The sequence below is a fragment of the Candidatus Chlorohelix allophototropha genome (genome assembly GCF_030389965.1).
Classification (GTDB): domain Bacteria; phylum Chloroflexota; class Chloroflexia; order Chloroheliales; family Chloroheliaceae; genus Chlorohelix; species Chlorohelix allophototropha.
The window spans coordinates 476,897-502,076 of record NZ_CP128400.1 but is presented as its reverse complement, the minus strand read 5'-3'; the positions used below and the strand labels follow the sequence as shown (position 1 = coordinate 502,076).

At 47.5% G+C, this 25,180-nt stretch carries 18 protein-coding genes; 12 read left to right on the top strand and 6 right to left on the bottom strand.

The window, feature by feature from the left end:
- Positions 1-38: 38 nt before the first annotated feature.
- Positions 39-1,295 (bottom strand): MFS transporter, encoded by a 1,257-nt coding sequence (locus OZ401_RS14835; RefSeq protein ID WP_341471246.1) that lies wholly within the window; start codon positions 1,293-1,295, stop codon positions 39-41.
- 190 nt (positions 1,296-1,485) lie between these two features.
- On the opposite strand from OZ401_RS14835, the gene OZ401_RS14830 reads away from it, so the two are divergent.
- The 4 genes from OZ401_RS14830 (at position 1,486) to OZ401_RS14815 (ending at position 3,881) form a co-directional block, all read left to right on the top strand.
- Complete coding sequence (locus OZ401_RS14830; protein WP_341471245.1) at positions 1,486-2,235, top strand: metallophosphoesterase family protein; 750 nt, start codon at positions 1,486-1,488, stop codon at positions 2,233-2,235.
- Positions 2,236-2,319: 84 nt separating this feature from the next.
- A complete protein-coding gene (locus OZ401_RS14825) occupies positions 2,320-2,772 on the top strand; it encodes a universal stress protein (RefSeq protein WP_341471244.1) in 453 nt (150 codons plus the stop codon).
- Positions 2,773-2,787: 15 nt separating this feature from the next.
- Positions 2,788-3,198, top strand: a complete 411-nt coding sequence (locus OZ401_RS14820; RefSeq protein WP_341471243.1) for a potassium channel family protein — start codon at positions 2,788-2,790, stop codon at positions 3,196-3,198.
- Positions 3,199-3,212: 14 nt separating this feature from the next.
- A complete protein-coding gene (locus tag OZ401_RS14815) occupies positions 3,213-3,881 on the top strand; it encodes a potassium channel family protein (protein WP_341471242.1) in 669 nt (222 codons plus the stop codon).
- 64 nt (positions 3,882-3,945) lie between these two features.
- Here the strand turns inward: OZ401_RS14815 and OZ401_RS14810 are convergent, their stop codons facing one another.
- Positions 3,946-4,899 (bottom strand): SGNH/GDSL hydrolase family protein, encoded by a 954-nt coding sequence (locus OZ401_RS14810; RefSeq protein ID WP_341471241.1) that lies wholly within the window; start codon positions 4,897-4,899, stop codon positions 3,946-3,948.
- 266 nt (positions 4,900-5,165) lie between these two features.
- Between OZ401_RS14810 and carB the strand changes: the two genes are divergently transcribed.
- Together carB and OZ401_RS14800 are read left to right on the top strand one after the other, a co-directional pair.
- Positions 5,166-8,435, top strand: a complete 3,270-nt coding sequence (gene carB, locus OZ401_RS14805) for a carbamoyl-phosphate synthase large subunit (protein ID WP_341471240.1) — start codon at positions 5,166-5,168, stop codon at positions 8,433-8,435.
- 200 nt (positions 8,436-8,635) lie between these two features.
- Positions 8,636-10,045, top strand: a complete 1,410-nt coding sequence (locus OZ401_RS14800) for a tetratricopeptide repeat protein (RefSeq protein WP_341471239.1) — start codon at positions 8,636-8,638, stop codon at positions 10,043-10,045.
- A 1-nt stretch (position 10,046) separates the two neighbouring features.
- Here OZ401_RS14800 and OZ401_RS14795 read toward each other — a convergent pair whose 3' ends face one another.
- From OZ401_RS14795 to OZ401_RS14785, 3 genes are all read right to left on the bottom strand, one after another.
- Positions 10,047-10,553 carry a DUF1648 domain-containing protein gene (locus tag OZ401_RS14795; RefSeq protein ID WP_341471238.1) on the bottom strand — a complete coding sequence of 169 codons (507 nt, stop codon included), beginning with the start codon at positions 10,551-10,553 and terminating at the stop codon, positions 10,047-10,049.
- Positions 10,554-10,773: 220 nt separating this feature from the next.
- Positions 10,774-13,689, bottom strand: a complete 2,916-nt coding sequence (gene ppc, locus OZ401_RS14790; protein WP_341471237.1) for a phosphoenolpyruvate carboxylase — start codon at positions 13,687-13,689, stop codon at positions 10,774-10,776.
- A gap of 146 nt (positions 13,690-13,835) precedes the next feature.
- A complete protein-coding gene (locus tag OZ401_RS14785) occupies positions 13,836-14,822 on the bottom strand; it encodes a threonine ammonia-lyase (RefSeq protein ID WP_341471236.1) in 987 nt (328 codons plus the stop codon).
- Positions 14,823-14,922: 100 nt separating this feature from the next.
- On the opposite strand from OZ401_RS14785, the gene OZ401_RS14780 reads away from it, so the two are divergent.
- The 4 genes from OZ401_RS14780 (at position 14,923) to OZ401_RS14765 (ending at position 18,894) form a co-directional block, all read left to right on the top strand.
- Complete coding sequence (locus tag OZ401_RS14780) at positions 14,923-15,693, top strand: hypothetical protein (protein ID WP_341471235.1); 771 nt, start codon at positions 14,923-14,925, stop codon at positions 15,691-15,693.
- 19 nt (positions 15,694-15,712) lie between these two features.
- Positions 15,713-16,141 (top strand): c-type cytochrome, encoded by a 429-nt coding sequence (locus tag OZ401_RS14775; protein ID WP_341471234.1) that lies wholly within the window; start codon positions 15,713-15,715, stop codon positions 16,139-16,141.
- Positions 16,142-16,298: 157 nt separating this feature from the next.
- Complete coding sequence (locus tag OZ401_RS14770; RefSeq protein ID WP_341471233.1) at positions 16,299-16,658, top strand: hypothetical protein; 360 nt, start codon at positions 16,299-16,301, stop codon at positions 16,656-16,658.
- A gap of 196 nt (positions 16,659-16,854) precedes the next feature.
- Positions 16,855-18,894: a hypothetical protein gene (locus tag OZ401_RS14765; protein ID WP_341471232.1), complete on the top strand. Its 2,040-nt coding sequence runs from the start codon at positions 16,855-16,857 to the stop codon at positions 18,892-18,894.
- 95 nt (positions 18,895-18,989) lie between these two features.
- On the opposite strand, the gene OZ401_RS14760 is transcribed toward OZ401_RS14765, so the two are convergent.
- Positions 18,990-19,949: a universal stress protein gene (locus OZ401_RS14760; protein WP_341471231.1), complete on the bottom strand. Its 960-nt coding sequence runs from the start codon at positions 19,947-19,949 to the stop codon at positions 18,990-18,992.
- 234 nt (positions 19,950-20,183) lie between these two features.
- On the opposite strand from OZ401_RS14760, the gene OZ401_RS14755 reads away from it, so the two are divergent.
- Positions 20,184-22,595 carry an ArnT family glycosyltransferase gene (locus OZ401_RS14755; RefSeq protein ID WP_341471230.1) on the top strand — a complete coding sequence of 804 codons (2,412 nt, stop codon included), beginning with the start codon at positions 20,184-20,186 and terminating at the stop codon, positions 22,593-22,595.
- 170 nt (positions 22,596-22,765) lie between these two features.
- Positions 22,766-25,153: a cysteine--tRNA ligase gene (gene cysS, locus OZ401_RS14750; protein WP_341471229.1), complete on the top strand. Its 2,388-nt coding sequence runs from the start codon at positions 22,766-22,768 to the stop codon at positions 25,151-25,153.
- Positions 25,154-25,180: the final 27 nt, after the last annotated feature.

The window sequence follows — 25,180 nt, the reverse complement described above, 5'->3', positions numbered from 1 at the left end:
AAGAAGCTTCACCACACTTTACAGGGTGAGGCTTCTTTTTATGAGTAACGCGGTATCTTGACCATTGTGGAAAGCAATACCCCTACCCAAGCAATACAAGAAGCTACTATCAATGGTATAACCAACGAACCGCTCACATCCTTAAGCCAGCCCGCCAGCAACGGTCCGATTACCTGCCCAACACTAAAACAGACAATTACCATACCGAGCGCGGGAGCGGTCATTTTAGGTCCCGCAACCAACGCAGTGGTATAAGATATTACTACCGGAATACCCCATAAAGCTAAACCGTATAGCATTGCACCCAAGTAATAGCCGAGCGTATTGTTGAACAGACTGAGAATCAGCAATGCGGTTGCCTGAATCGATAACACCGCCATTAGTGAGAATCGAGAACCTCTCCGATCTGCTACAATACCCCAAAGCAGCGAACCACCAACGCTTACAAAGCCACCAGCACTCCAGATAAACCCGGCTTCCTGATTACTCAAGCCATTGCTGACCAGATATGCCGCAAAATACACAGTATAAACCACGTAAGATAGCCCAAAACAGGAGAAAATTATACCGAGATGCCAGATTCGGATAGAAGTATAAACACTCTTTAGATTGGCAAGTTGTGAAGAACGAGCGTGAGTAGGATGAGCCACCTTTGACGGCTGATTTTTACTGCCAAAAGGGGATAACCCCTGCGCAGCCGGGTTATTTCTGAGCAAGATTGCCGCCAAGAAGCTGACTACAAATATCAGAAGACCAAGCGCATACCAAGCATAACGCCAACCTGATTCGCCTCCGGCATTTTGCAATTGCGGCACCAGAAAACCGCCTACCAACAAACCAAGACCCGAACCCATTTGCACAATCCCGGTCGCTAGACCGCGTTTGTGGGGCGCAAACCAAGGATTGGTTATAGCATAAACCGGACCAACTGCACCGCCAGTACCTAAGCCGCACAAAAATTGAAAGATAGCCGCTTGCTCTACACTTTGAGCCAAGCCTGTGCAAACTACACCGATGGCGCATAATATTAGAGCGCAGGTTATTACTACGCGCGCCCCAAAACGCCCGGTCAAGATACCGCATACCAGCGCTGAAATCATATATGCCAGCGCATTGGCAGTTGCAATCGAACCCATTTGGGTATAGCTGGTATTAAAATCCGCCCTCATTGCCGGGAGCAATAGTGCGTAAGAGAAACGCCCAAAGCCTAGCGAGCTAACCAAGCATAACATGCCTGTGCCGAGAATAATGTAAGCGTAATGCCAACGGGTAGAATTATTTCCAGATTTACTCACTGTAATATTGGATTTGTGAACCTTGAGTGTTAAATACTAATTTTAACCTGTATGTAATTGAGCATGGTGTAAAAGTATGTTATATTCATTTGCAAATAATACCAGCACTCTGTTAAGAGTGCCATGTGCACCGGAAACAAAACCAGTAACAGCCACATTGTAACTGCTTATCTAGGAAGTTTGCGATAATATGCGCTTCGGGCTTATCTCGGACATACATAGCAATCTAGCTGCCCTTGAGGCTGTTTTAAAAGACCTTGGTAAGGTAGATGGCTTGCTTTGCATGGGCGACATTGTCGGTTACGGACCACAGCCCAACGAAGTAATCGAGCGACTCCGTGAATATAAGTTATTTACTATCCTCGGCAACCACGACATGGCAGTGTTGGGCTTGCTCGAATTGCAAGAATTTAATCACGATGCGATTGAAGCAAATCTCTGGACCCGTGAGCAGCTTACCAAAGGAAATTGGGAGTGGCTAGAGTCACTTAAAACCAAAGCAAAATTTGATGAAAATGTTACCTTAGCACATGGTAGCCCACTTGAACCTGTCTGGGAATACCTCACCACCCCCCATGCTGCTTCAAGAAATTTTCCTGAATTTGATACCCCGCTCTGTTTCGTAGGGCATACACATTTGCCGCGCCTATTTCGCATGCTCGAAGGTAAGCGCCCCGGTACTAATCTACCCAAGGTGGAAATGCATATACCTGACCCCGGTCAGACTATTATCATTGGTTTCGGACGGCTGATTCTCAATCCCGGCAGTGTGGGACAACCACGCGATGGCGATTCCAAAGCTTCCTATGCTATTTACGATGATATTGAGGAAACTATAGTTTTCAAACGGGTGATTTACGACATCAAACGAACCCAACAATTGATGCAAGACCAAGGTTTACCTCAACGCCTGATTATGAGATTAGATTATGGTCTCTAACTCCACCTTCTCAAAAGTGCTATACTAATTCTATGATGGAATTTTTGATTCTATAGGCTGATACTATCAAGGTATTTTAAGAAAATGGTCGAAACTAATCTAATTGATGGCACAATATTAGTACCGCTTTGTGGCAAAGTTTCCGAAACAGAAGTATTGCGGCAAGCAGCACTGGCAGCAAAACGCAACAAAGCAAAGCTGTATGTCGTCCACGTTATTGTAGTAAAACAACAACTCCCACTCGAATCCGAAATGCCCAAAGAAGTGATAGTCGGTGAAAAGGTACTAGCTGATGCTGAGCGTATCGCGCATGAACACGGGGTGCGAATTGAAACCGGCATGTTGCAAGCGCGTTCAGCCGGAGTCGCAATCGTAGAAGAGGCTACTGACCGACAAGCAGATTTAATAATGATGGCGGTTAATTTCCGGACACGCTTGGGCGAATTTAATATGGGTAAAACCGTGCCCTATGTTTTGAAAAATGCCCAATGCCCTGTCTGGATCTATCGGGATTCACTTAATAGAATTCAACAATAACGGAGTAGTTCAAATATGAACTTCGTAATACTAGGTTGCGGGCGTGTTGGTGCGCGAATGGCGGCAACCCTGGACAATATGGGGCATCACGTAGCAGTAGTTGATAAAAGCGCCGATTCTTTTAAACGCCTCCCTTCCGATTTCAAGGGTAAAGAGGTTGTCGGTACTGGTATCGACGAGGATGTACTGCGACGCGCCGGTATCGAGGAAGCCGATGTGTTTGCCGCTGTCACCAATGGCGATAATACCAATATTATGGCTTCACAGGTCGCCAAAGAAATTTTCAATGTACCAAGAGTCATTGCTCGCATCTATGACCCGGTGCGTGAAACAACTTATCATATGCTGGGACTGGAGACGATTTGCCCTACCACTCTTATAACAGCCCAGATCATTAAAGACATTTTACCCGATGAGTCAGAGTAAGTGAGGAAACTCGAATGTATATTATAATCGCCGGGGGCGGTAAGGTTGGGCGATACCTAACCGAAGCGCTGGTTAACGATGGTTACGAAGTGCTACTCATCGAAAAAATTAAAGCCAAGGTTGATATGTACACCGAACAACTTGGTGGAGTAGTGGTACAGGGCGATGCATGCGAAGCGCAGGTGCTAATGGATGCCGGTTCTGCCAGAGCAGATGTAATAATTGCCGTTACCGGAGACGATGAAGATAATCTGGTCATTTGCCAGATGGCTAAGCGCAAGTTCGGGGTAAAACGTGCTATTGCGCGCGTTAACAATCCCAAGAACGAAAAAATCTTCCACAAGCTTGGTATTGACGCAACGGTCAGCCATACCGATGCTATTCTGAATTTGATAGAACGACAAATTCCACTCCACTCGATCTGTTCAATGATGAATCTACACGACTCGAATCTGGAACTGGTAGATGTGGTTATAGAAGATGACTCACCCGCAATTAATCGTGCAATCAGCACCCTTAGTATGCCTGCCGAAACTTCTATTCTTATTATTGTGCGAAACGGCAAAGTGATCGTACCACGCGGTGAATTGGTTTTGAATCGACACGATGAGGTTCTTGTAATAGGTCCAAAACAAACGGAGAAACAGGTGCGACTGCGTTTGCTAGGGGACGAACAGAACTAGCAATTACGGTTTGTTTGGGGACGCTATAGATTGCGTCCCCTTTTTATTCTCCAAGATTAATAGCCTATTTTGTAATTCCATTCCATCCGGCTAAACGAGCGGTCAGCCACCACCACGCTTGCGCCACCCTTTGTGAACCTTGCTCGTTCAGATGTCCACCATCGGAGGAATAATTGTTAAACAATGCCGGATAATTATTATTGGTGACAGCCTTGCCCGAAGGTTCGTGACTTTCAATATCGGCAATATCAAACAGGATTTTGTTATTGGCTTTAACATAATCCCGAACTAACTTATTGTACTGGTCTCGAATCTGGTTGCCATCGGTAATAAGCGGCATAGTCCACCACACAAATTTAACTTTAGGATATTTCGTTTCAAGGTAGTTCATGCCATCCCGATAATTTTCCCATATTTTTGAAGCGGCAGAAGTATTGTCCACGAAACAAAACTTCATCATGGCTACCTGTACCCGATCTGCATAGCCTTCATTATCAAATAACTCTTTGAAGCCCACGACTTTTGAGGCAGGATTCTCATTCTCGCCTCTGGTAAAGCCTCCTACTCCATTATTTTCAAGATACCAGTTCGCTTGTTCCACATCGGCAGTGGTAAGGCTGTAGCGGTCAGGGTTACTCTGCGCGAGTGCGTCCAACCCCTCCAGCACGTTATAACCCACCGACTGATGGTTGAAAAGGATTTTCAGATTTCTAGCATTGTCGAGATATTGCTGCGGGATAAGCGAATTAGAGGCATCAATAGTGCTGGAATTGATTACAAAACCACCCGATGCAACCACCGCTACTTTTGGAAGCGGAGTAGGCGTAATAGTATCGTCAGAGGCAGTTTCAGCAGGAGTAATGGTGACCTTAACGGGAACGCCTGTTGTCGTATCTCCAGTAGTGGTGGGTTCGGACGCACTAACGGGAGAAGCTGAATCGCCACATGCGGAAAGAGTAAGGCTCAATAACACGATAAGTATACAGGCAGTAGAAAGATAATAACGGTATAATTTCATGTGAAACCTCCCACAAGGATAATGTAATAATAGCAATTCCTTAGGTTTGTCACATTAATTATAAGCCATACAGGAATAACTCAATATGACTAAGTAGACTGTAACCCCTTTAGTACAAAATTTCGACCAAAACATTTCACTATTGTAAGGTTAAATCGGGTTCTGGAATTTGTGAAGAAATCGCAAATTCTTGTTATAATAGGCTGATTTACAGGGCAATGCCGCCCCGCGTTTAATACTTTAGGTCTTAAGGCGAACGGGAGAAAATGAGCGTTAAAAAAGTGCTGGTGATTGGCAGCGGACCCATCGTAATCGGGCAAGCTGCGGAGTTTGATTACGCGGGTACCCAAGCCTGCCGCTCTCTGCGGGAAGAAGGTATTGAAACGGTGCTGGTTAATAGCAATCCGGCTACCATTATGACCGACGATGGCATTGCAGATGTAATCTATATCGAGCCGTTGACGGTCGAATCCCTCACCCGAATCATTGAGCAGGAACGACCTGACGGCATACTGCCTACATTGGGCGGTCAAACCGGGTTGAATATGGGCGTGGCATTGCACGAAGCAGGGGTGCTGGATAAATATCAAGTGCGCTTGCTCGGCACTAGCGTGGATACCATCAAAAAAGCTGAAGACCGAGAGCTTTTCAAACAGGTTTTGTTGGATATTAACGAACCCGTAATCGAAAGCGACATCGCCAGTGATTATGATTTCGCTATGGAAGTCGGCAAAAGCATTGGCTTACCCATCATCATTCGCCCCGCTTATACGCTTGGCGGCACGGGCGGCGGTATTGCCCGTTCATGGGAAGAGTTAGATCACTTTATCAAAAGCGGCTTGAGCGCCAGCCCGATTCATCAGATTCTAGTTGAAAAATATCTGGGTGGCTGGAAAGAAGTTGAATATGAGGTGATGCGCGACTCGAATGATACTTGCATCACCATCTGTAACATGGAAAATCTCGATCCGCTTGGGGTACACACCGGCGATAGTATTGTGGTTGCCCCTTCCCAAACCCTTTCGGACAAAGAATATCAGATGCTTCGTACCGCCAGCATCAAAATTATTCGCAAACTGGGCATAGAGGGTGGATGCAACATCCAATATGCGCTCGACCCCGTCTCCTTCCAGTATTACGTAATCGAAGTAAATCCGCGGGTCAGTCGCAGTAGCGCGCTCGCCTCTAAAGCTACGGGTTATCCGATTGCGCGGGTTGCTGCCAAAATCGCCATCGGCAAACGTCTCGATGAAATTGAGAACGCTGTGACCCGCAAAACACAAGCAGCCTTTGAGCCTGCCCTTGATTATTGTGTGGTCAAAATCCCGCGCTGGCCCTTCGACAAATTCCCCACCGGAGATCGCAGCATCGGCACACAAATGAAAGCAACCGGCGAAGTGATGGCGATTGACCGTAGCTTTGAAGCCGCTTTCCAGAAAGCAGTGCGTAGTCTCGAACTCGGCGGCAAGTCCCTCATGTGGGAGGAAGCCGAATGGAGCAAAAAGGTTGAGGGCGAAGAAGCGCCCTACTGGAAATATATTGATAAAGCGAATGATCGGCGTATGTGGGCAGTTTTTGCCGCCTTACGCCGCGATGAGACCATCGAAGAGCTATACGCCCGCAGCAAAATCGATTATTGGTTTCTGCGCAAATTCCAGTTGTTGGTTGAAATGGAACGGCGTTTACTCAAAGAACCGATGACCTCCAACCTATTGCGGCAAGCGAAACGTTTGGGCTTCAGCGACGACCAGATTGCCGCACTTACCGATGACTTGCCGGAGAGAGTGCGCGAAATGCGTCACCGTCAAGGCATTGTACCGGTTTACAAAACCGTAGATACCTGCGCTGCCGAATTTGAAGCGGTAACCCCTTATTTCTACAGCGCCTATGAGGAAGAAAACGAAGCCCCCTCTATCACCGGTCCCAAAGCGGTGGTTATCGGTAGTGGCCCTATCCGCATCGGACAAGGCATTGAGTTTGACTATAGCAGCGTACACGCCGCATGGGCTTTGCAAGAAGCGGGTGTTCAAAGCATCATGGTTAACAGCAATCCTGAAACAGTCTCAACCGATTTCGACACCAGCAACCGCCTTTATTTTGAAGCGCTGGATGTAGAAAGCGTGATGGATATTCTCGAAAACGAAGGGCAGGATTTATCCGAAGCGCCCGGTAACACTATGAATATGCCTCCGTTGATTCTCCAATTCGGTGGGCAAACCGCCATAAACTTGGCGGAACCATTATCGCTGGCGGGTGCGCCGATTCTCGGCAGCAGTTTTGACAGCATTGATATTGCGGAAGACCGCAAGCGCTTTGAAAACTTCGTAGCAGGGCTAGGCATCAGTCAGCCCCCCGGCGCAACTGTAAATTATTACATGGATGCCTTCAAAGTGGCGGAAACCGTCGGTTATCCGGTGCTAGTACGTCCTAGCTATGTGTTGGGCGGACGGGCTATGGAAATCTGCCATAACATAGAAGACCTTCAACGCTATACCAGTACAGTGGTTAATATCAGCGAGAAACACCCAGTGCTGATTGATAAATACCTTGAAGGCAAAGAAGTTGAGGTTGACGCAATCTGCGATGGTAAGGAAGTGCTTATTCCCGGCGTAATGGAACACATCGAGCGAGCGGGGGTACACAGTGGTGATAGCTTTGCAGTATATCCGGGCGTAAACCTTTATCGCCATGAGGTTGATACCATTGTGGATTACACTACCCGTATTGCGATAGGCTTACAAGCAAAAGGGTTGATTAACATCCAATATGTAATCTGGCAGGGACAGGTCTATATTCTGGAAGTGAACCCTCGCGCCAGTCGCACCGTACCATTCCTGAGCAAAGTTACAGGTGTGCCGATGGTTAAAATTGCCACCAACATAATGCTTGGGAAGAGTTTGCAAGAGCAAGGCTACGCCCCCGGTTTGTGGCCTAAGCAGCCTCTCGTAGCGGTAAAAGCCCCGGTCTTTAGTATGGCAAAACTCTCAGGAGTAGATACCGCACTCGGACCCGAAATGAAATCTACCGGAGAAGTTATGGGCGTGGATTTAACCTATGCGGCAGCAATGCACAAAGCGCTCATCTCCGCCAACATGAGTCTGCCAAAACCGGGGGCGGCGATATTATTTAGCATTGCCGATCGCGACAAAACGGAAGGTCTCGAACTCATTCGCGATTTAGCCGAGATTGGCTACCGTATCCACGCTACTTCGGGAACCGCCGCTATGATCGAAAATGCCGGGATGGTTGTGGATGCAATCGCAATCAAAATCGGTGAAGGACATCCCGATACGGTTGAGCTTATTAAAAGTGGGCAGGTAAAAGCAGTGGTCAACACTATCAGCGGACGGCGGCGACCCTTACTGGATGGTTTTGAGATTCGGCGCGCCGCAGTTGAAAATGGCATCCCCTGCTATACCTCGCTGGATACTTTCCGCGCTGCCGTAACTGCTGTCGCTGCCGCACACAACGAGGGTGCAGATTATAATATCAAACCGCTCTCTTGGTATCGCCAGAAAGAGCATTCAGCAGATTAGCCCAAAATAAAACAGGACGAAGCAATTCAACTAGGATATTTAAAGACTAGAGGCAGGGGGTTAAGCCCCTTGCCTGAAATTATCTCTACCTATAATCGAAGCTAAAAGTTGTGCTATTGCAAACTTATGTATAGTGGGCTAAAATACGGTGGGATACTTATATCAACCAAATTGTAGTTTTGTAAAGTTATGACCGCCTAATGCCCGACAACTTGAGCGGCAGAGACACCATAGAAAATGATAAAACCTCGCCCGAACAGGTTGAGGAATTTTTGTATTTCTACGATAGCGCCGCCGATAGCGGAGACCCCCCTCCTGAAGCACGTAAATCTCGCTCGAGAATCCGCGAAGCAATTCGCTCTGTTTACGGGTCTCGTCCCCTACCGACTCCAGAACCGGAACCTGAATATACGCCACCCCCTGAACCGATTCTTACACCTGATAGGAATGAATTGGATCGCCTCATTCATGCGCAAGTCGATGCAATGGTAGAGGAAGCGCGAGAACTAGCACATAATAGCCAGAAAGAACAAGCGCTTAGAATCCTAAGCCATGCCGTCCGTATTGACCCTGATCATTCAATGGCATGGACATGGTTAGGCGGTTTGCTGATAGACCGCAACCCCGAACGCGCACTTTACTGCCTAGAACGCGCATATACCCTTGATCCTGATAACATCCGCGCCGAAAAAGGGCTGGAATATATCCACGAGATTATGTACCCGCCCGAACCTGAACAGCTTGAGCCAGAAATTCTAGAACAGCCTGAATATGTCCCTGTAGCCGAAGAAATGGCGCTGGTCAAGTTTGAGGAAGAGCAGGCGTTGTCGGTAGAACAGCCAGACCCTTCCAGCATCAAAATTGGGATGAGCGAAGCACTGGAAATCTGGCGTGAAAAATACCCTGATTTACATGTGGATGACCTCCCGGTGGGTGGTGCACAGGTTACTAAACCACGCTGGCGACGTTCCCGCAAGAAAAAAACGCCTCAACTTCATCACCGATTAAAACTATCTATCGGGTTGCTGCTGGGCTTAATGGCTTTCTCAATACTCAGCATGTGGATTCTAGTAGCGCGTCCCAATTTTGAAGCGCAACCTACACCCATTCCTACCCTTGCACCCATTCCCACTCCCGCACCCACCTCCACGCCACTTCCCAGCGCAGAGGAAACCTATGCATTGCGATTGCGGGGACAATTGGAACGCTATAATTCATTCCTCGAAAGGTCAAGAGAACTTTATCGCCAATTTGACGCAGGTAAAATGCGTTGGGAAGAGCTTAAAAAGGGCTATCACGATTTACAAGGGGAAATTAAGGATCAGAAAAAGCGTGTGGATGAACTTGCCGGACCGACTACACCACAGCTTTTGACGGTGTACAAGGGCTTACAAGAAATCTCGCTGGTTTCAATAACCGCCATAAATTATATGGTTAGCGGCACCGACAATATCTCTGATGAAGACTTGAACGAGGGTACACGACAGCTTACACGGGTAAACGGTTTGCTGGTAAGTCTGGTACACCAACTCGATACAGTTGCGCCGTTGCCCACCCCGGCACTTACGCCTACCCCCGATATAACACGCACTCCAACCCCTGCTAACTAATTTACTCGCGCACTTTTGCCATCCTAATTATATATATTATCAAAGTGCCAAACACCAGCACCAAAAAAATCGGCAAGAACCATACACCTAACCCGGATGAGCGCCCGAAAGATACTTCCAATCCTTGCCAATGGATGTAAAAAAATACGATGGCAATTTCTACTCTCAGCAGCAATAACATTTGCCGTGCCAGTCGGTACTGTCCCTCAGCATTTTGCGGTGTAATATTCCAAGGATAGTTGAAATAATGCGGTATGCGGCTTACCCCTATCAAACTCAGATAGAGAATTGTCAGGATAACCGGCACTATTATGAAAGTGCCTTTTTCTCCATAACTGTCAGGCTGCCCCAATACATTAAAATGAGTCGGCACACGCTCAGGCAAACTTCCCCAAGAATTGATAGTAAAGCCAATTGCCAACCCAACCAGCACAAGCCCTGTCGCTTCCAGAATTTTTTCACCAGTACTGTAGTGCAAGTGCAAAACCGGACGTTTACTGGTCACCATATACGCAGCTTCCTTGTCTTATCAATAGCAATAGCAATCTTTTAAGTAATTACTCACCCACTAACCCCCGCAAGGGGGAAAAGAGAGATGAGTTCAAGGGGGACACCCCTTGCGACCCCGGCAGGGATTCCCCTGCACCCTTTTTCGTTCAAACGACCTGAGTAATTACCCTTTTAAATTTACGTACCATGCCGAGCAATGTTTCAAGCACAAGGCTACCTCAACCCGTGGTTTGTGCCCCCGCCGCTATTCCATTGATACTGTGCAAAACTATACCGAGTATTTTTTCAAATTCCTCACGATCCTGATCAATCGCAAAATTATCCTGCGATTTCTGTCGCAGTCTTTTCAGCAAGGCTACTTGAATAAAACTTATAGGATCGATATAGGGGTTACGCAAACGAATACTGCGCTGCAAGACCGGGATATTATCCAGCAAGGTTGTTTGCCCTGTTATGAGCATAACTGCGGCACATGTGCGGTGATACTCGGCTTCGATCAATTCCCAAATTTCCCGACGCACTTTCTCATCCGTCACCAGCGTTGAATAGAGCCGAGCAATTTCTAGATCGGCAGCGCCCAAACTACGCTCCGAATTTAGCAAGATGGTTTGGAAAAAAGGCCAACCGTTGTACATTTCCTGCAACAAAGCTAAGCGGTGTTCGTCCAGCGTGGCGCTATTATTCGGGTACATATAGTTATGTAAAGCTGATCCTACGCCATACCATCCCGGTAAATAGTGGCGATTCTGAGTCCAGCTAAAAACCCAAGGGATTGCACGTAAATCCTGGATGCGTCCGGTAGCACGCCGACTAACAGGACGTGAAGCAATATTCAAAAGCCCGATTTCGTTGATGGGTGAGGCTTCAAAAAAGTAGCGGGCAAAATTAGGGTTTTCAAAAACCAACTCCCGATAAGCCTTGAAAGCCGTTTCGGACATCCCCTCCAAAGCCGGAAACCACTCCTCCTCTGCACCGGTGCGTAATGCCCGCGCTTGGGGGCTGAGAGTAGCTTTGAAAACGGCATTGGTAACTTGCTCAAGATGGCGATGCGCAATTTCAGGATTGGAATACCGCGCAAATATTACTTCGCCCTGCTCGGTCATTTTGAGTTTACCACCCAAGCTATGACGCGGTTGTGCCATTATTGCCCGGTTTGCCGGACCGCCGCCACGCCCAATTGCGCCACCGCGCCCATGAAACAACCTCAGATCAATGCTTTCCTCCCGGCAAACTTCCGCTAACTGCCGCTGGGCTTTATATAATTCCCAGTTAGCAGTAAAGAACCCTCCATCCTTGTTACTATCGCTGTAACCGATCATAATCTCTTGCAAGTAACTATAGCCGGCAAGAGAACTGCGATAAAGCGACGTTTTGAAAAGCTGGCGCATAATATCCGGCGCCCGCCGCAAATCCTCGATACTTTCAAAAAGCGGCACAATATGTAAATCGCAGTCAATGGTGGCGGAAGTGGGGTCGAGACGTGCCAAACCCCCTTCCTTTGCCAACAACAGCAAGGTTAAGACATCGCTAGGTTGGTTAGTAAAACTGATTACGTAGTTTTCGCAAACCTCGCGGTTAACTTCAAGCTGCATACGACGCATCACCCGCAAGGTTTCCAACACTTCTTGCGTATCCGAGCTATAATCTGCATCGGGGATAACCAACGGACGCGGGTCGCCTAATTCGCGCTCCAACAAACTATATTTTTCTTCTTCTGACAAAGCGGAGAAATTATCGCAAACCGCAGCGAATCGGAGAACTTCAGCTAAAGCAGCAGTATGGCGTGAACTATGCTGCCGCACTTCCAACCCGGCAAGATGGAAGCCAAAAACCTGCACCTGAGTAATCAAATCTGCCAGCGCACCGTCCGCAATACGCCGACCCCGATTCTCACGCAAGCTTTCCTCTAAAATGGCGAGATCGGTCAGTAATTCGATCGGAGAAAAATAGCAATAATCGTTTTGTCGAACATTTGCGAGACCAGTGGCTGCCTGCGAGGGTGGAATCCCGGCTTTTATAGCCTCTTGCTCAGCATCGTAAGCAGCCTGATTAAGTTCTATAGTGCGATCAAGGCGCGCCAATATGAAATTGATTTTTTGGCGATAAACTTCAAAAACACTTTGTTTCTCGAATTTTATGGCTAAGTCAGGCATCAAACGGCGGTCACGCGCCAGCGAATCGAGTAACGCCTGATTAACCTGAATGAGGCGTAGGCTAGGCGACAACTCTTCGGCAAGTCGCTCTAGGCTACCCCGATATAGTTTGAGAATCGTTTTTTTCTGCCAGCGGGAGGTCATCGCAGTAATGGTGGCGGTAATATGCGGGTTTCCATCACGATCTGCACCAGTCCAACTATTAAAGCGCAAGAAAGTAGGAATCATAAAAGACTCACCCGGATAATAACGTAGCAACGCTTTCTCAAGGTCTCGGTACAGACGCGGAACCATTGGATAAAGCGTACTCTCGAAGTAATAGAGAGTATTGGCAACTTCATGGAGTGGAGTGGGACGAGAGGCTCGAATTTCGTCAGTTTGCCACATCGAGGTTACAGCCCGACGCAGTTCTTCTTCAAGGTATTCCTGCTCAGATTGGAGTATTTCGTTAGAGGAAAGATCAGCTACAAGACGATTAATATTGCGTAGGTGGAAAAGGTTGGCGCGCCGTCTGCTTTCGGTAGGATGGGCAGTAAAAACCGGCTCAACAAGCATGCGACTCAACAAGCGGCGAATCGATTGTGCGCCTACACCCTCTAGCTTTAACTCCTTCAACGCCATAGCTATACTCTCGCTGCATGGTTCAGGGTAAGCAGAACGCTCACGTCTAGCAAGAGTTATTAAACGGGCGCGTTCTTCTGCCAGATTTAATAGATGGAAATAAAGTGTAAACGAACGCACCAGCGCAAAAACCATATCTGGATTGAGATTTTCTATCTGTTGAATGATAAGGTTTTGCTTTTCCTCACTCCAACTGGCGCGCAATTCAATGTTATATTTGCGTACTTCTTCGACTTCTACCAGAAGCGCTTCGCCCACCTGCTCGCGTAAAACATCACCCAGAATCGAAGCAAGGCGACTTACCAACCCTCGCAGTTGTTCATCCAAGTGTTGAATATCTCGTTCTCTCCCACCGCTCATGAGACCACTCCCCTAGAATAAAAAAAAAGACGCGATATCTCGCGTCTTCGCTGAGAATAATAATTTTACTGATTTTACCGCATATATTAGACTTTGGTAAAGGCACTGAGCAAAATACCCCGAAAGTTTTTCAGGCAGCGTGATTCTCAACTATTCAGGATTTCTTTCAAGCGCGTAGCGGAAATATTTCGCCCGGTCACAAAATCTATAATTCTGGGTTTCTGCTTCCCAAGGTTTTGCAACGAGATTTTACCAGCCAGTAACGCAGCCATACCCACCGCTGCTGAGCCTTCGACAATATAACGTAGCTCAGAAGCATGATATCGAATTGCTTCCGCAATTTCAGATTCCTTAACCAATATTGCTTCATCCAAATATTGCTGCGCAATTAAGAAGGTAAAAGCATTCTCTTCAATATTGCCGGATAACCCATCCGCCAGACTTGGCAAATCTTCAACCTGTACAATTTTTCCGGCTTTGAGCGATTCGTAAAGAGCAGGAGAGGCTTCGCTTTGAACCCCGATAAGTTTTATATTAGGCGCAATGGTTTTAGCCCAAATCGCAATGCCCGATACCAAGCCGCCCCCACCCAACGGCACAAGTAGCGCATCTGCTTCAGGCAAATCTTCCAACGCTTCCAGTGCCAAAGTGCCCTGACCCGCCGCAACATCTGGATCATTATAAGCGGAGATAAACGTGTAACCGCGTTCTTCCGCCAGTTGTAGGGCAGTATGCTCAGCTACATCGTAATTACCAGCAGCAATTATTACTTCTATCGGATAGTGACGCAGACTTTCCAGTTTAGCCGGAGATACATCACGCGGTACAACCACAGTGAGTTGCGCTTTCAGTTCTCGCGCCGAATAGCTCATACCTAGCGCATGATTCCCGGCAGAGGCAGTCACAAACCCACGTTTGAATGAATCCGGGGATTCTTGTGCCAGCTTTAGCAATTTATTGGTAGCGCCGCGCAATTTAAAAGAACCGGTGCGTTGGAATATTTCCAGCTTTTGGAATATTTGCGCCCCAGTGCTTGCACTAAGTGATTCACACTCTTCCAAGGGGGTACGGCGCACATAACCACTGGCGTGAAGGCGTGCTGCTGCTTGTAAAACTTCCTGCGCCGATAGCATGACCATTCTCCTATTGCAGTTACAGCATCTATGGCGAATTAATAAGCTTGTAATATTGTAGCACATGCTATAATGAAGCAGTTAGAAGGAGGTAACGGGCATGGTAGAAAAATCTAAACAATCGAACATCGAACCGTTTAGCCCCGCTGATGGGCTGAGCGAGTCCGGAGAGACAGACCTACTTCCCCCATATACCAGTACCGGAGAACGTGGCGAGACGGTACTTGCCTGCGCTATGTGTAAAACTCCTACGCCTGTGGAAGAATTAACCGTTACCTCTAAAAGCCGTTGGAGCTACGAAACATCACTGGTAGTCTGCCCTGAATGCCTTGAGCGTATGCAATTAGAGACGGATAAACAAACCCCCCTTGGGGATTTGATTATGGCGTCAGTTTGGGGCTTGATTGCCTTTATTATAACTACTACCGCGCTTGGCACGCTTATCTGGCTAAATCGCTCCGAAACTTTCGAGGTAATGTGGGGTTATATTGGGGCATACTTGCTGGTTATACCCGGCTTTGTAATCGGTAAAGCTATCTATTTTGGCTCAGGTCGCCACGACAGTACGGCGCAGCTTTGGATAGCAATGGGTTACACTGCCTTAAGCCTCTTGATAACCAATTATATCAATCAAATCAGCTTTGTAAACCTCGCGCTGGATATTGCCCGACCTGATGGGCATGCACTGGCATATATAGACCCGCTACCCTATTTCACTAATTATATTATCCAGCCTTTGTTCGACTTGTTAGCTAATGACCCTCTGGTACTTCTTTTCGTAGTGATCGGTACAGTGCTAGGTCTAACAGTTGCATATATAAGCAGTGGCGGACCTCGCCTTTATACACGCCCGTTCAAAGGTGGGCGGTAGGCTCAATCTGTGGAACACAATGAAACTGACTAAACTTGTTAGTTTGTTGGTGTTAGTCGCTGTTATGCTGGCAGCCTGTAGCGAAGATGCCCTTACTAACCCCACTGCCGGACCCGATATTGTCAAAGCCTTCAAAGCTGAACCTCTTACCAATAACGGTAAAGCCACCAACGGCGAGTTGGTTTTTTATCGCCTACCTTGCCTTTCCTGCCACCTTCTGAATGGTAGTGGTGGGCTAGAAGGTAGAGCGCCTGCTCTAGACAAAATAGGTACGACTGGGGCAACTCGCGTTGAGGGTGTAACGGCGGTTCAATACCTCCGGCACGCTATTCTAAAACCTGAAGATTTGCGCTTGCCCGACCTTCGCAATATCATGCCGAGCTTCGCCAATACCTTAAGTCCTTCCGAACTTGAGGATTTGGTGGCGTATCTTCTCACCTTGAAATAATCCCACCTGCGCAACTTTCTCTTTTTCAGCATCGACAAAAATACTAGATAATCCAAGCGTATAACCCTGAACAATAAGTTTGCACACCTGAATGTATATGTCTATACTCATTGAGTAATAATCTTTAGTAGCAAAACCATTATTTGGGAGAGGGAAAATGGAACTTACTGAGGAACAAATAACATCGGGATTAGGTGTAGCGGCGGTAGGTCTGGGTGGCATGTTTGCCCTATTACCCGGTTTTATGAATAAAATGGCAGGTCTTAATTTATCTGAAAACATGGAAAGCCGCTTGATGATCAGGCTGCTTGGTATGCGCGATATTTCAATGGGAGCAGGCATGCTACTGAACCGCACCAAACCTGAAGCCTCGCAACAATGGAGGCGAATACTAGCATTCAACGCGATTACCGATGTAGCCCTGTTTGGATTAGCCTTACCACGCTCAAAATCTAAGCTCAAAACTCTGATGGCAATTACAACCTCAGGGGCGGTAGCTTTCTTCTCACTACGTTAAAGCCACAGAAAATCCAATGCCTTAGAGACTCTCCGGCGTAACTCACAGTATGCGCCGGAATTCTTCTCGCCGAATCGATTGTTCAGTTTCAAAGCAACATCTCCCGGTTGAGTTCGTTGAATCTATATAGGACAGGAAATGTGGATAGCAGAAAGCGAGAAAATTTAATATGTTGAGCAGAACAAAATCAAGAATCATGTCGTCAGCAATTGCTTTGATAAGCACCCTCATGCTGGCAAGCCTGATTCTACCGAGTTTCACAGCACAAGCGGTAGACTACAGCCCGGTAGCCCCTTTTGTAAAACTCGGTAACGGTCACGATTCGGTCGCAGTAACGGATGCCAATGGCGCAATTCATATAGTCTGGATAAACTTAAATTCAAAGTTAGAAGAGGTGGTATATGCCAACGGCAAAGTACAAACCACCAAAGCATTGCCCCTAGATTATGAATTTGTGCAACAGATAAACGGGCGGCTTGCCGCTACTACCAGCAATAATCGGCTGCATCTTTTTTATACTCAGTTGCAAACTGTTTGCTATGCCAGCCGTCCTCTGAACAACTTTGAATGGAGTCAACCAGATTGCACTTTTGTGTCCGGTGCAACTCCACTAAGTAGCCCGAATATAGCGGCGTTGCCCGATGGCAGATTGGCATTTGCTTGGCAAGCAGGCGGGCAAATGAAAATCGCAGTGCGGGGACTGGATAACCACATAAGCTACCTACCCGACCCGGGTGACCAAAGATACGGACGTTACAGACCGTATCTGCTGGCTACCGGCAGCCAGAATTTAACCATCATGTGGGAACAAGGACATGAACCCGGACCCGGCGGCAGCTACCGTAGCGAATTGCTAGGGAGTGAGTGGCTTGGTAATAACTGGAGCACACCTGTCAGCATATCCGGCTATACCAACGACACCTTTAATCCATGGACGGTAGGTGGACTATCAGCAGTAGTAGCACCTGATGGTACGTTGCACCTCGCGTATGTATTGTTTGCGCCTGATCCGCAGTATATCGGCATGCCCTACCGCCTTTATTACAAACGAGGCACTTTGAATAACCTGAGTGCAGGCGAGATGGTAGCCGGTAACGTTAGTTCACCATCGTTGGCAGTAAGCGGCAATCGAATAGAACTGGCATGGGTTGCAGGAGTAGGCACAAGAATAATTAATTTCAGAATCGAGAATCAAGAGATTCTGTGGAGCAGGCGTGGCGATAACGGCTGGAGTTCTCCGGTGAATATCTCTTATACGGCAGGTAGTTCTTACAATCCGCTTTTGTTCATTGCGCCGGACGGAGAAAGCCGCGCGCTTTGGTCAGAATGCAATGGAAACCTATGCTATGGGGAAACGCTCTTAGCGCAAACTGTATCGAAAGGACAGGCTTGGGGACATCGCGCTGAAACAGACAGTGCGGCGCTTTACGATTACACGCGCCGAGCCGATGGACCTTTAATGGATGGCTTAGCCAGCCGATCATGGTTATGGGGACCTAAAAACTGGTTCACTACTTCCGAAGAGTATATTGAAGCGCCCGAAGGTAAGCGCGTGGTAAATTATTACGATAAGGCGCGTATTGAAGTAAACGACCCGAACAAGCTATCCTCAGACCCCTATTACTTTACAGGTGGTTTGCTGGTAACCGAGATGGTTTCGGGAAGAATACAGTACGGAGATGGCTTTTTTCTAGGTAGCTATCCCAATACCATACAGGTAGCAGGCGATTATTATAACAATGCGGATGCACCTAGTTATGCATCTTTCAAAAAATTAATTTATGTTCCCGAAAGTGGGCAGGCTGACAAAGCGCCCAACCTTACCGCAAGAATTATCCACGAGTGTCTCAACAAAGATGGTATGGTAGTCAGATGTTCTAGCCCTTCAGTCGCCAATGCTGCGTATATTAGTGAAACCGGACATAACATTGCTGCGCCTTTCTGGAACTACCTGAATCAGAGCGGAATTGTTTATCGGAACGGTCAAGCGGTACAGGAAAAGTTATTTGATTGGGTTGCCACGATGGGATTTCCCATAAGCGAACCGCTATGGGTTAAAACTAAAGTGGGTGGGGTCGATCAAACCGTGTTGGTACAGCTTTTCCAACGTCGCACCTTAACCTACACGCCTTCTAATCCAACTGGGTTTCAGGTTGAGATGGGCAATGTGGGACAACATTATTACTACTGGCGTTACGGTGGTCAGAATATACCTTGGTTAACTAACAAAAGCTGAGTAATTCCAGTAATTTATGTCAGTACCACAAAAAAGACCCTCGCCTTTATAAACGAGGGTCTTTTTGAATCATTCAAAAAAACAGCTGCTTTATTTTATACCGGGGTTGCCACTTCCTCTGTGGATTTGAGGTTATGCGGATGCGACGCAACATGTACCAACATCACAGGCACATCAGAATGCTGGAATACTTCATCGGCAACACTGCCAAGCAAAAACATATATATATCACCGTGACCCTGAGTAGCAATAACCAGTAACTTTGCCTCCACCGCTCGTACATATTTGGTAATTTCTTCAGAAGGGTCACCTACCACCAACGCGGTATCGCATTGCACCAGTTTAGCTTTTAGCGGTGCGGCTACTTTCTCTAGATAGTTCATGGCTTTAAGCCGATACGAATCAAAAGCATGCGAGTCCAGATAATCCTGACCCTTATTTTCATTCTCAGCGAACCATTCCTCCAGTTCATCTACCGGCACAAAAGGCTTTAGCACCCGCAATAAGAGCAAAGGGCAGCCATATTGTTGTGCCAACTCAAAGGCTGGTTCAAGCGCAGACTCAGCGGTTGGAGTACCATCCAGCGTTACTACAATCGGCGTTAGCAAAGGGTTTCCGACAAACTCTTCTCGTAGGCGAGAATGGCGGATAATCACCGGCACAGGAGCTTTTCTTACTACCTCCGCCGCAACACTATCCATAATGAGCCGCGACAAACCGCTACGCCCGTGAGAAGCCATTACAATCAAGTCGCATTTTTCTGTATGCGAAAACAAGGCTATTTCTTCAGCCGGCTCACCGGAAACCATTCTTAGTTTTACCAATTCGGAATTAAATCCGAAGTCGTTAACCAAACGCTGCTTAATAAGCTCAAGATACTCGCGAGTTTCAGTTTCAAAGCCTGAGTCGTGAGTATCTCTTTCCAACAACCCACGCTCTAACACTCTAAATAACAACAATTGGGCATTTAATCTGGAAGCAAGATTAGCGGCAAACGGGACTGCTTCTTCCGAAAGCGGTGAACCATCCAACGGAACCAAGATTTTCTTAAACATTTCATCTACCTCCCGATTTAACGGTGCAAGAGAAAATCAAAAATTGGCACGTTACTGCACCTTCTTTCCTTATAAATATTAATACGTAGAAGTTAATATGATAGTTGCAGAGCGTGAAAAACTGGCTAATATAACTGTCGTTATAGGAAATAGCGTGTGAAAAAGTTTACAGAAGCATAAAGCAGGTATATAATCCCCTTGCTTTTAGCTTAGATTATTCAAGGGTAAGTATTGGTGCTTGAAGAAAAAGAGAGTCTGACACAGAAAAATTCCTTCCGGTTGCGTCCATACGTGATATTACGTGCTATTGGCATAGCGCTGATAAGTTTTGCTGCGTTGGGATGGCTTAGTATTTTTCCCTTCTTTCAACTTATCAAAGCGAGCCTGAATGGGGGGCGTTATATTCCTGCCGAAGACCGCATTCTCTCCGGGTTCAGCAACTTCCTAATCAGCAACCCTCAAGCCCTTTGGTTCAGCTTCATTGCCGGAATAATTCTCCTGTTCATATTTACGCCCTACCAAATAGCCGAATCTACCGATAAGCAAAATTCGACATTACGGATTGCCGGGTTGGAATTCCGGTTGCCGCAATGGGCTAATTTTAGCTGGCGTTTGGTAGGCATAGCCGCGCTGGTGTCTATTCTAGTGCTGGCAGCTATTTACCGAATTGCAGACGCGCGCGATATTGGCGTAACCGACTTAGTACGCACCGATTATGACGAAGGGGTACATGCTGAAACCGCTTTGTTACTGGCACACGGCAAACAACTTTATCATGATTTCTTCTTTGGACATCCCGCCGGGGGGGTGCTGCTATGGTCTTTGCCGCTACGTCTAGAAGGAGCAGAATGGGGCAGCCTGTATGACTTCCTGCGGGTGCGTCTTTTTACTTCGTTGGTTTCGTTGCTCACCATCACGTTGGTATATCTAACAGGGCGGCGAATCGGTGGTAAATGGGCGGGACCCGTTGCCGGAGCGGTAGCAGCCTTGGCGCTGGCAATTGACGGGGGCGCAGTACGGGCAGAGCAACAGATATTGCTCGAACCACTGGTAAATTTTTTCAGCGCACTGGCACTTTGCTTGTTCGTCCATTTTGATTTCAACCAAAACGGGCACTCGCGACTCTATTCTTTTGGCACACCTGCTTTAGTTGGGTTCGTTGCGGGAATGGCTTTCTCGGTTAAAGTCCCCGCGATAACGCTCATATTAGCGCTTGGTCTAACGTTGGTTATTTGGCGACGCTGGAAAGCGTTGGGTTTCTATACAGCGGGTGGGGTGGTAGCCTTCTTGTTGGTAAACGGCTATTATCTGCTTACCACCGGAAGCGACTTTATCAAGCAAGTATATATATGGCAACTGCTGCGCCCTGCCAATGATATAGCCGTTACGAGCGGGTTTACCTCCCTCACTACTACCAGCGCGTTAGATTATATGTATGGACGACCTTACCTTGCTTTTACCTTGCTAGGTGCATGCTTCGGGTTGGTTGCCATCGCAATTCGCTGGATTTCTGGTAAAGGCGGGCAAGGCTGGATTCCGGTAGTATTGTTGGCAATTTTTACCACCTATCTTTATACCGGAAAAGCCTACTTCTTCCCGCACTATTATGACCATATGGCGCTACCGTTGGCGTTACTGGCAGGTGGTATCGTCAATTTCTGGCGGGTTGAGTGGTGGTGGGGCAGACTTGGCGCATTATTGAGTGGGGCGATGGGGCTTGCGTTGCTGGTGGTACTAGCCCCCTCAGTGTTACAGTCAGATGCAGAGCCAAGCAAGCCGGAATGGAATTTGCAAAGAGCAGTAGCAGACAACTTTGAGAAGTTGCAATTGCCTGCCGGTTCGGTTATGGCGCTGGACACCCGCTACAATTTCATTTTGGGCAGACCTTTACAATTAGACGGTTACAACCGATATGCGGTTGACGGTGTGGGATATGTCGAGCATGTTGGGCTAGGGCTGGATCAATTGAGCTTGAGCGCAGCTCTCAAAAAAACCTTTTTCGAGCCTAAACAATCTCGCAGTGAACTTCAGCAAATAAGGGTTACTGCCGAGGCACAGGAAAACTGGTATAAAAATGCCGCCAACTCCGATTTTATTGTAATGGGCGATTTTGCCAAAACCCTGATAGCGCCCAATACGCTCAGCCGAATAGGTAGCAGCTTCATTAACCGGGTTCATAGTGACCAAATTGACATTCTGAGTAGCATACGCTTTATTGGTTACCAATCGGGTGCGCTCTTTGGGGATAAGATCAGGTTATTGGGCTTTGATACTGTGCCTGAAATCAAACTCAAAGCGGGAGAAAACAAAATTCCGCTAACAGTTTTTTGGCGCAGTGAAGCGCAGAGTAGTGAGAATTATACCGTTTTTATTCACCTACTAGACCAAAATGGGCAGAAGGTAGCCCAACGCGATACCGAACCACGCTACGGCGCAACTCACACCGCTAGTTGGAAACTCGGGGAAATACTAGATGACGACCAGAGTTTGCCGATTCCCGCAAACTTGCCGCCGGGCAAATACCGCCTAAAAATCGGGCTATATCGCGCCACCGATTTCAAAGGATTAGAGGTTACAGAAGTACCAACCACCGAGAGAATCGAGGAAGGCAACCTGATTCTGCTAAATGTGACCATCACTAAGTAAAAGTAGTTCACCCCTCGCCTATAACCAATCTCTAAACCAGCCTAATATTCGGCAAGGGGATCAGCTTCGTGATTAATTGACAAAGCTCGACCTGACGCATATCATACCTGTTGTTGAATAGTTGTTCAATTACCCGATTTGACGGTTTGGAGGTCATTTTCCGGCAAACCATGAAACTTTATAATACACTTACCCGACAAAAAGAAGAGTTAGTTCCGCTTGAAGCGGGACATTTCAAAATATATAGTTGCGGTCCCACAGTTTATCGCTTTATTCACATCGGCAACCTGCGTACCTTTACAATGGCGGACTGGCTGAAACGCGCCCTCATAATGGAGGGCTATAAAGTTACCCATGTAAAGAATATTACCGATGTGGGGCACATGCGCGTTGAAATGCTAGATCGGGGTGAGGATAAGCTGATTGCACAGGCACGCAAGGAAGGCAAATCCAGCGCCCAGATTGCCGCTTTTTACACCGAAGCGTTTATGCAGGATGAAAGCAAGCTGAATATCATCCCCGCCGATATTTTCCCCCGCGCCACCCAACATGTGCCGGAAATGCTTGAAATTGTGCAAGGTCTGGTAAAACGCGGCTATGCCTATGAAGTGGATGGCAATGTCTTTTTTGACATCAAGAGTTATCATTCCTACGGCAAACTGAGCGGCAATTTGCTGGAAGGGTTGCTAGAAGGCGCAAAGGATTTAACCGATAAACTGCGCCACAACCCGGAGGATTTTCCGCTCTGGAAAAAAGCCGAACCGGGTCGCGAAATGGCATGGGATAGCCCATGGGGGCAAGGCTTCCCCGGTTGGCATATCGAATGTAGCGCAATGGCAATGCGTTATCTTGGAAAGCGCTTCGACATCCATACCGGAGGCGTGGATAATATCTTCCCGCATCACGAGGACGAGTTAGCTCAGAGTGAGGCTTTCACCGGCACAACCTTCGTGAATTACTGGGTGCATTCGCAACATCTTCTCGCAGATGGGCAGAAAATGGCAAAATCCACCGGCAACTCCTACACGTTGTCCGAGATCGAGGCGCGTGGTTTTGAACCGTTGGCGTTGCGCTACTTTTTCACCACCGCGCATTTCCGCGCCCGCATTAACTTCACCTTTTCCGCCTTGCGAGCCGCCCAAACCTCATTAAATCGCTTGCGTGGGCTTGCCGTGCGTCTTGCAGAACAGGCAAAGGGTTTGGACAACCACGAAGCAGGCAACGAGTGGGACGAGGCTTTCCGCGCCACATTAAGAGACGACCTGAATATGCCCCGCGCTATGGCGGTAGTTTGGCAAATGTTGCGCGATTCGAATCTTAGTCCCGCCAAACGCTTAGAGCTGTTGCTGGAGTGGGACAAAGTGCTGGGCTTTGAGTTAGAGCACTATTTAAAGAGCGGTGTCTGGAAAGAGCAATTCGATAGAGCATTAAGCCTGTCCAATCTCGAATCCACATTGGCGAATTTGGTAAGAGAGCGCGAAACCTTGCGACAAGCGCATGATTATAAACGCGCCGACTCCATTCGCAATCACCTCAAAGAAGTCGGCTACACGTTGGGGGATATTCCGAAGGGAACTTTGGTGCTTCCTCGTCGCCCAGAAGAAGACTTTAAAACTATCAGCCGCTCCAGCGATGCGCCAGATTATGGCAATCAGCCTGACCTGTACGAGTTCTCAATTAACCTGATTTCACACAACAGCCGAGCAGACCTTGAGCGTTGTGTTAATAGTATTGTAAACCACAGCTATGGGCGCAACCTCGAATTAGTGATTCTCGATAATGGTTCTACCGATGACACCCTTGAATACTTACGCAAACTTGCGGCAGATACGAAAAGCATTCATGAGTGCGACCTAGCAGTGCAAGTTATTTTCGCCGACCACAATCTCGGTTTTGCCACCGGACGCAACGCTTCTTTCAAAGCCAGTCGCGGACACATCATAGTAATGCTGGATACTTCAATTGAACTTAACGGCAATATTTGGACTGAGCTTGAGAAAACTCTTTCCGTTGAGGAAGTGGGTGCAGCTGGTCCTTATGGTTTGGTAACTTACGATCTGCGGGAATTTATGGAAGAGGAAGGCGAGGTGGACGCGATTGAAGGCTATATGTTGGCGTTCCGCCGCAAATGTCTGCCAGAAATCGGCTTGATAGATGAAAAGTTCCGCTTCTACCGAATGATGGACGTTTACATGAGCTTCTTCTTCAAGGCGGCGGGTTATCGCGTGGTGACAACCCCTCAGGTTAAAGCTAGAGTCATCAAACACCCTCATTTAGAGTGGTATAGCATGACCCCCGAAGAACAGCAAACCCGCAGTAAGAAAAATTATGATTTGTTCCGGGCGCGCTGGCATCACGGCGAAAGTTTGCTAGTACACAATTACAAGGAGGGGAGTCGCTGGTTTGGGCATGACCATGCCGGACATGTAAAAGGTGAGCATTATCACACTCCCGAAGAATTGCCACCACCGGGTGTGCCTCACCACCACCCTCACCAACATTGGGTGGAGCACGACCACGACCACCCGCATTATCACAGCGCGATGAACCCGGTTTGATTTACCCTGTCGCACCGCGAGAAAGGA

Excerpts from the sequence above, each read along its gene's own strand:
- OZ401_RS14830 (WP_341471245.1), top strand. The coding sequence starts at position 1,486 with ATGCGCTTCGGGCTTATCTCGGACATACATAGCAATCTAGCTGCCCTT.
- OZ401_RS14800 (WP_341471239.1), top strand. The coding sequence starts at position 8,636 with ATGCCCGACAACTTGAGCGGCAGAGACACCATAGAAAATGATAAAACC.
- OZ401_RS14780 (WP_341471235.1), top strand. The coding sequence starts at position 14,923 with ATGGTAGAAAAATCTAAACAATCGAACATCGAACCGTTTAGCCCCGCT.
- OZ401_RS14825 (WP_341471244.1), top strand. The coding sequence starts at position 2,320 with ATGGTCGAAACTAATCTAATTGATGGCACAATATTAGTACCGCTTTGT.
- ppc (WP_341471237.1), bottom strand. The coding sequence starts at position 13,689 with ATGAGCGGTGGGAGAGAACGAGATATTCAACACTTGGATGAACAACTG.
- carB (WP_341471240.1), top strand. The coding sequence starts at position 5,166 with ATGAGCGTTAAAAAAGTGCTGGTGATTGGCAGCGGACCCATCGTAATC.
- OZ401_RS14785 (WP_341471236.1), bottom strand. The coding sequence starts at position 14,822 with ATGCTATCGGCGCAGGAAGTTTTACAAGCAGCAGCACGCCTTCACGCC.
- cysS (WP_341471229.1), top strand. The coding sequence starts at position 22,766 with ATGAAACTTTATAATACACTTACCCGACAAAAAGAAGAGTTAGTTCCG.
- OZ401_RS14810 (WP_341471241.1), bottom strand. The coding sequence starts at position 4,899 with ATGAAATTATACCGTTATTATCTTTCTACTGCCTGTATACTTATCGTG.
- OZ401_RS14775 (WP_341471234.1), top strand. The coding sequence starts at position 15,713 with ATGAAACTGACTAAACTTGTTAGTTTGTTGGTGTTAGTCGCTGTTATG.
- OZ401_RS14815 (WP_341471242.1), top strand. The coding sequence starts at position 3,213 with ATGTATATTATAATCGCCGGGGGCGGTAAGGTTGGGCGATACCTAACC.
- OZ401_RS14820 (WP_341471243.1), top strand. The coding sequence starts at position 2,788 with ATGAACTTCGTAATACTAGGTTGCGGGCGTGTTGGTGCGCGAATGGCG.
- OZ401_RS14765 (WP_341471232.1), top strand. The coding sequence starts at position 16,855 with ATGTCGTCAGCAATTGCTTTGATAAGCACCCTCATGCTGGCAAGCCTG.
- OZ401_RS14795 (WP_341471238.1), bottom strand. The coding sequence starts at position 10,553 with ATGGTGACCAGTAAACGTCCGGTTTTGCACTTGCACTACAGTACTGGT.
- OZ401_RS14760 (WP_341471231.1), bottom strand. The coding sequence starts at position 19,949 with ATGTTTAAGAAAATCTTGGTTCCGTTGGATGGTTCACCGCTTTCGGAA.
- OZ401_RS14770 (WP_341471233.1), top strand. The coding sequence starts at position 16,299 with ATGGAACTTACTGAGGAACAAATAACATCGGGATTAGGTGTAGCGGCG.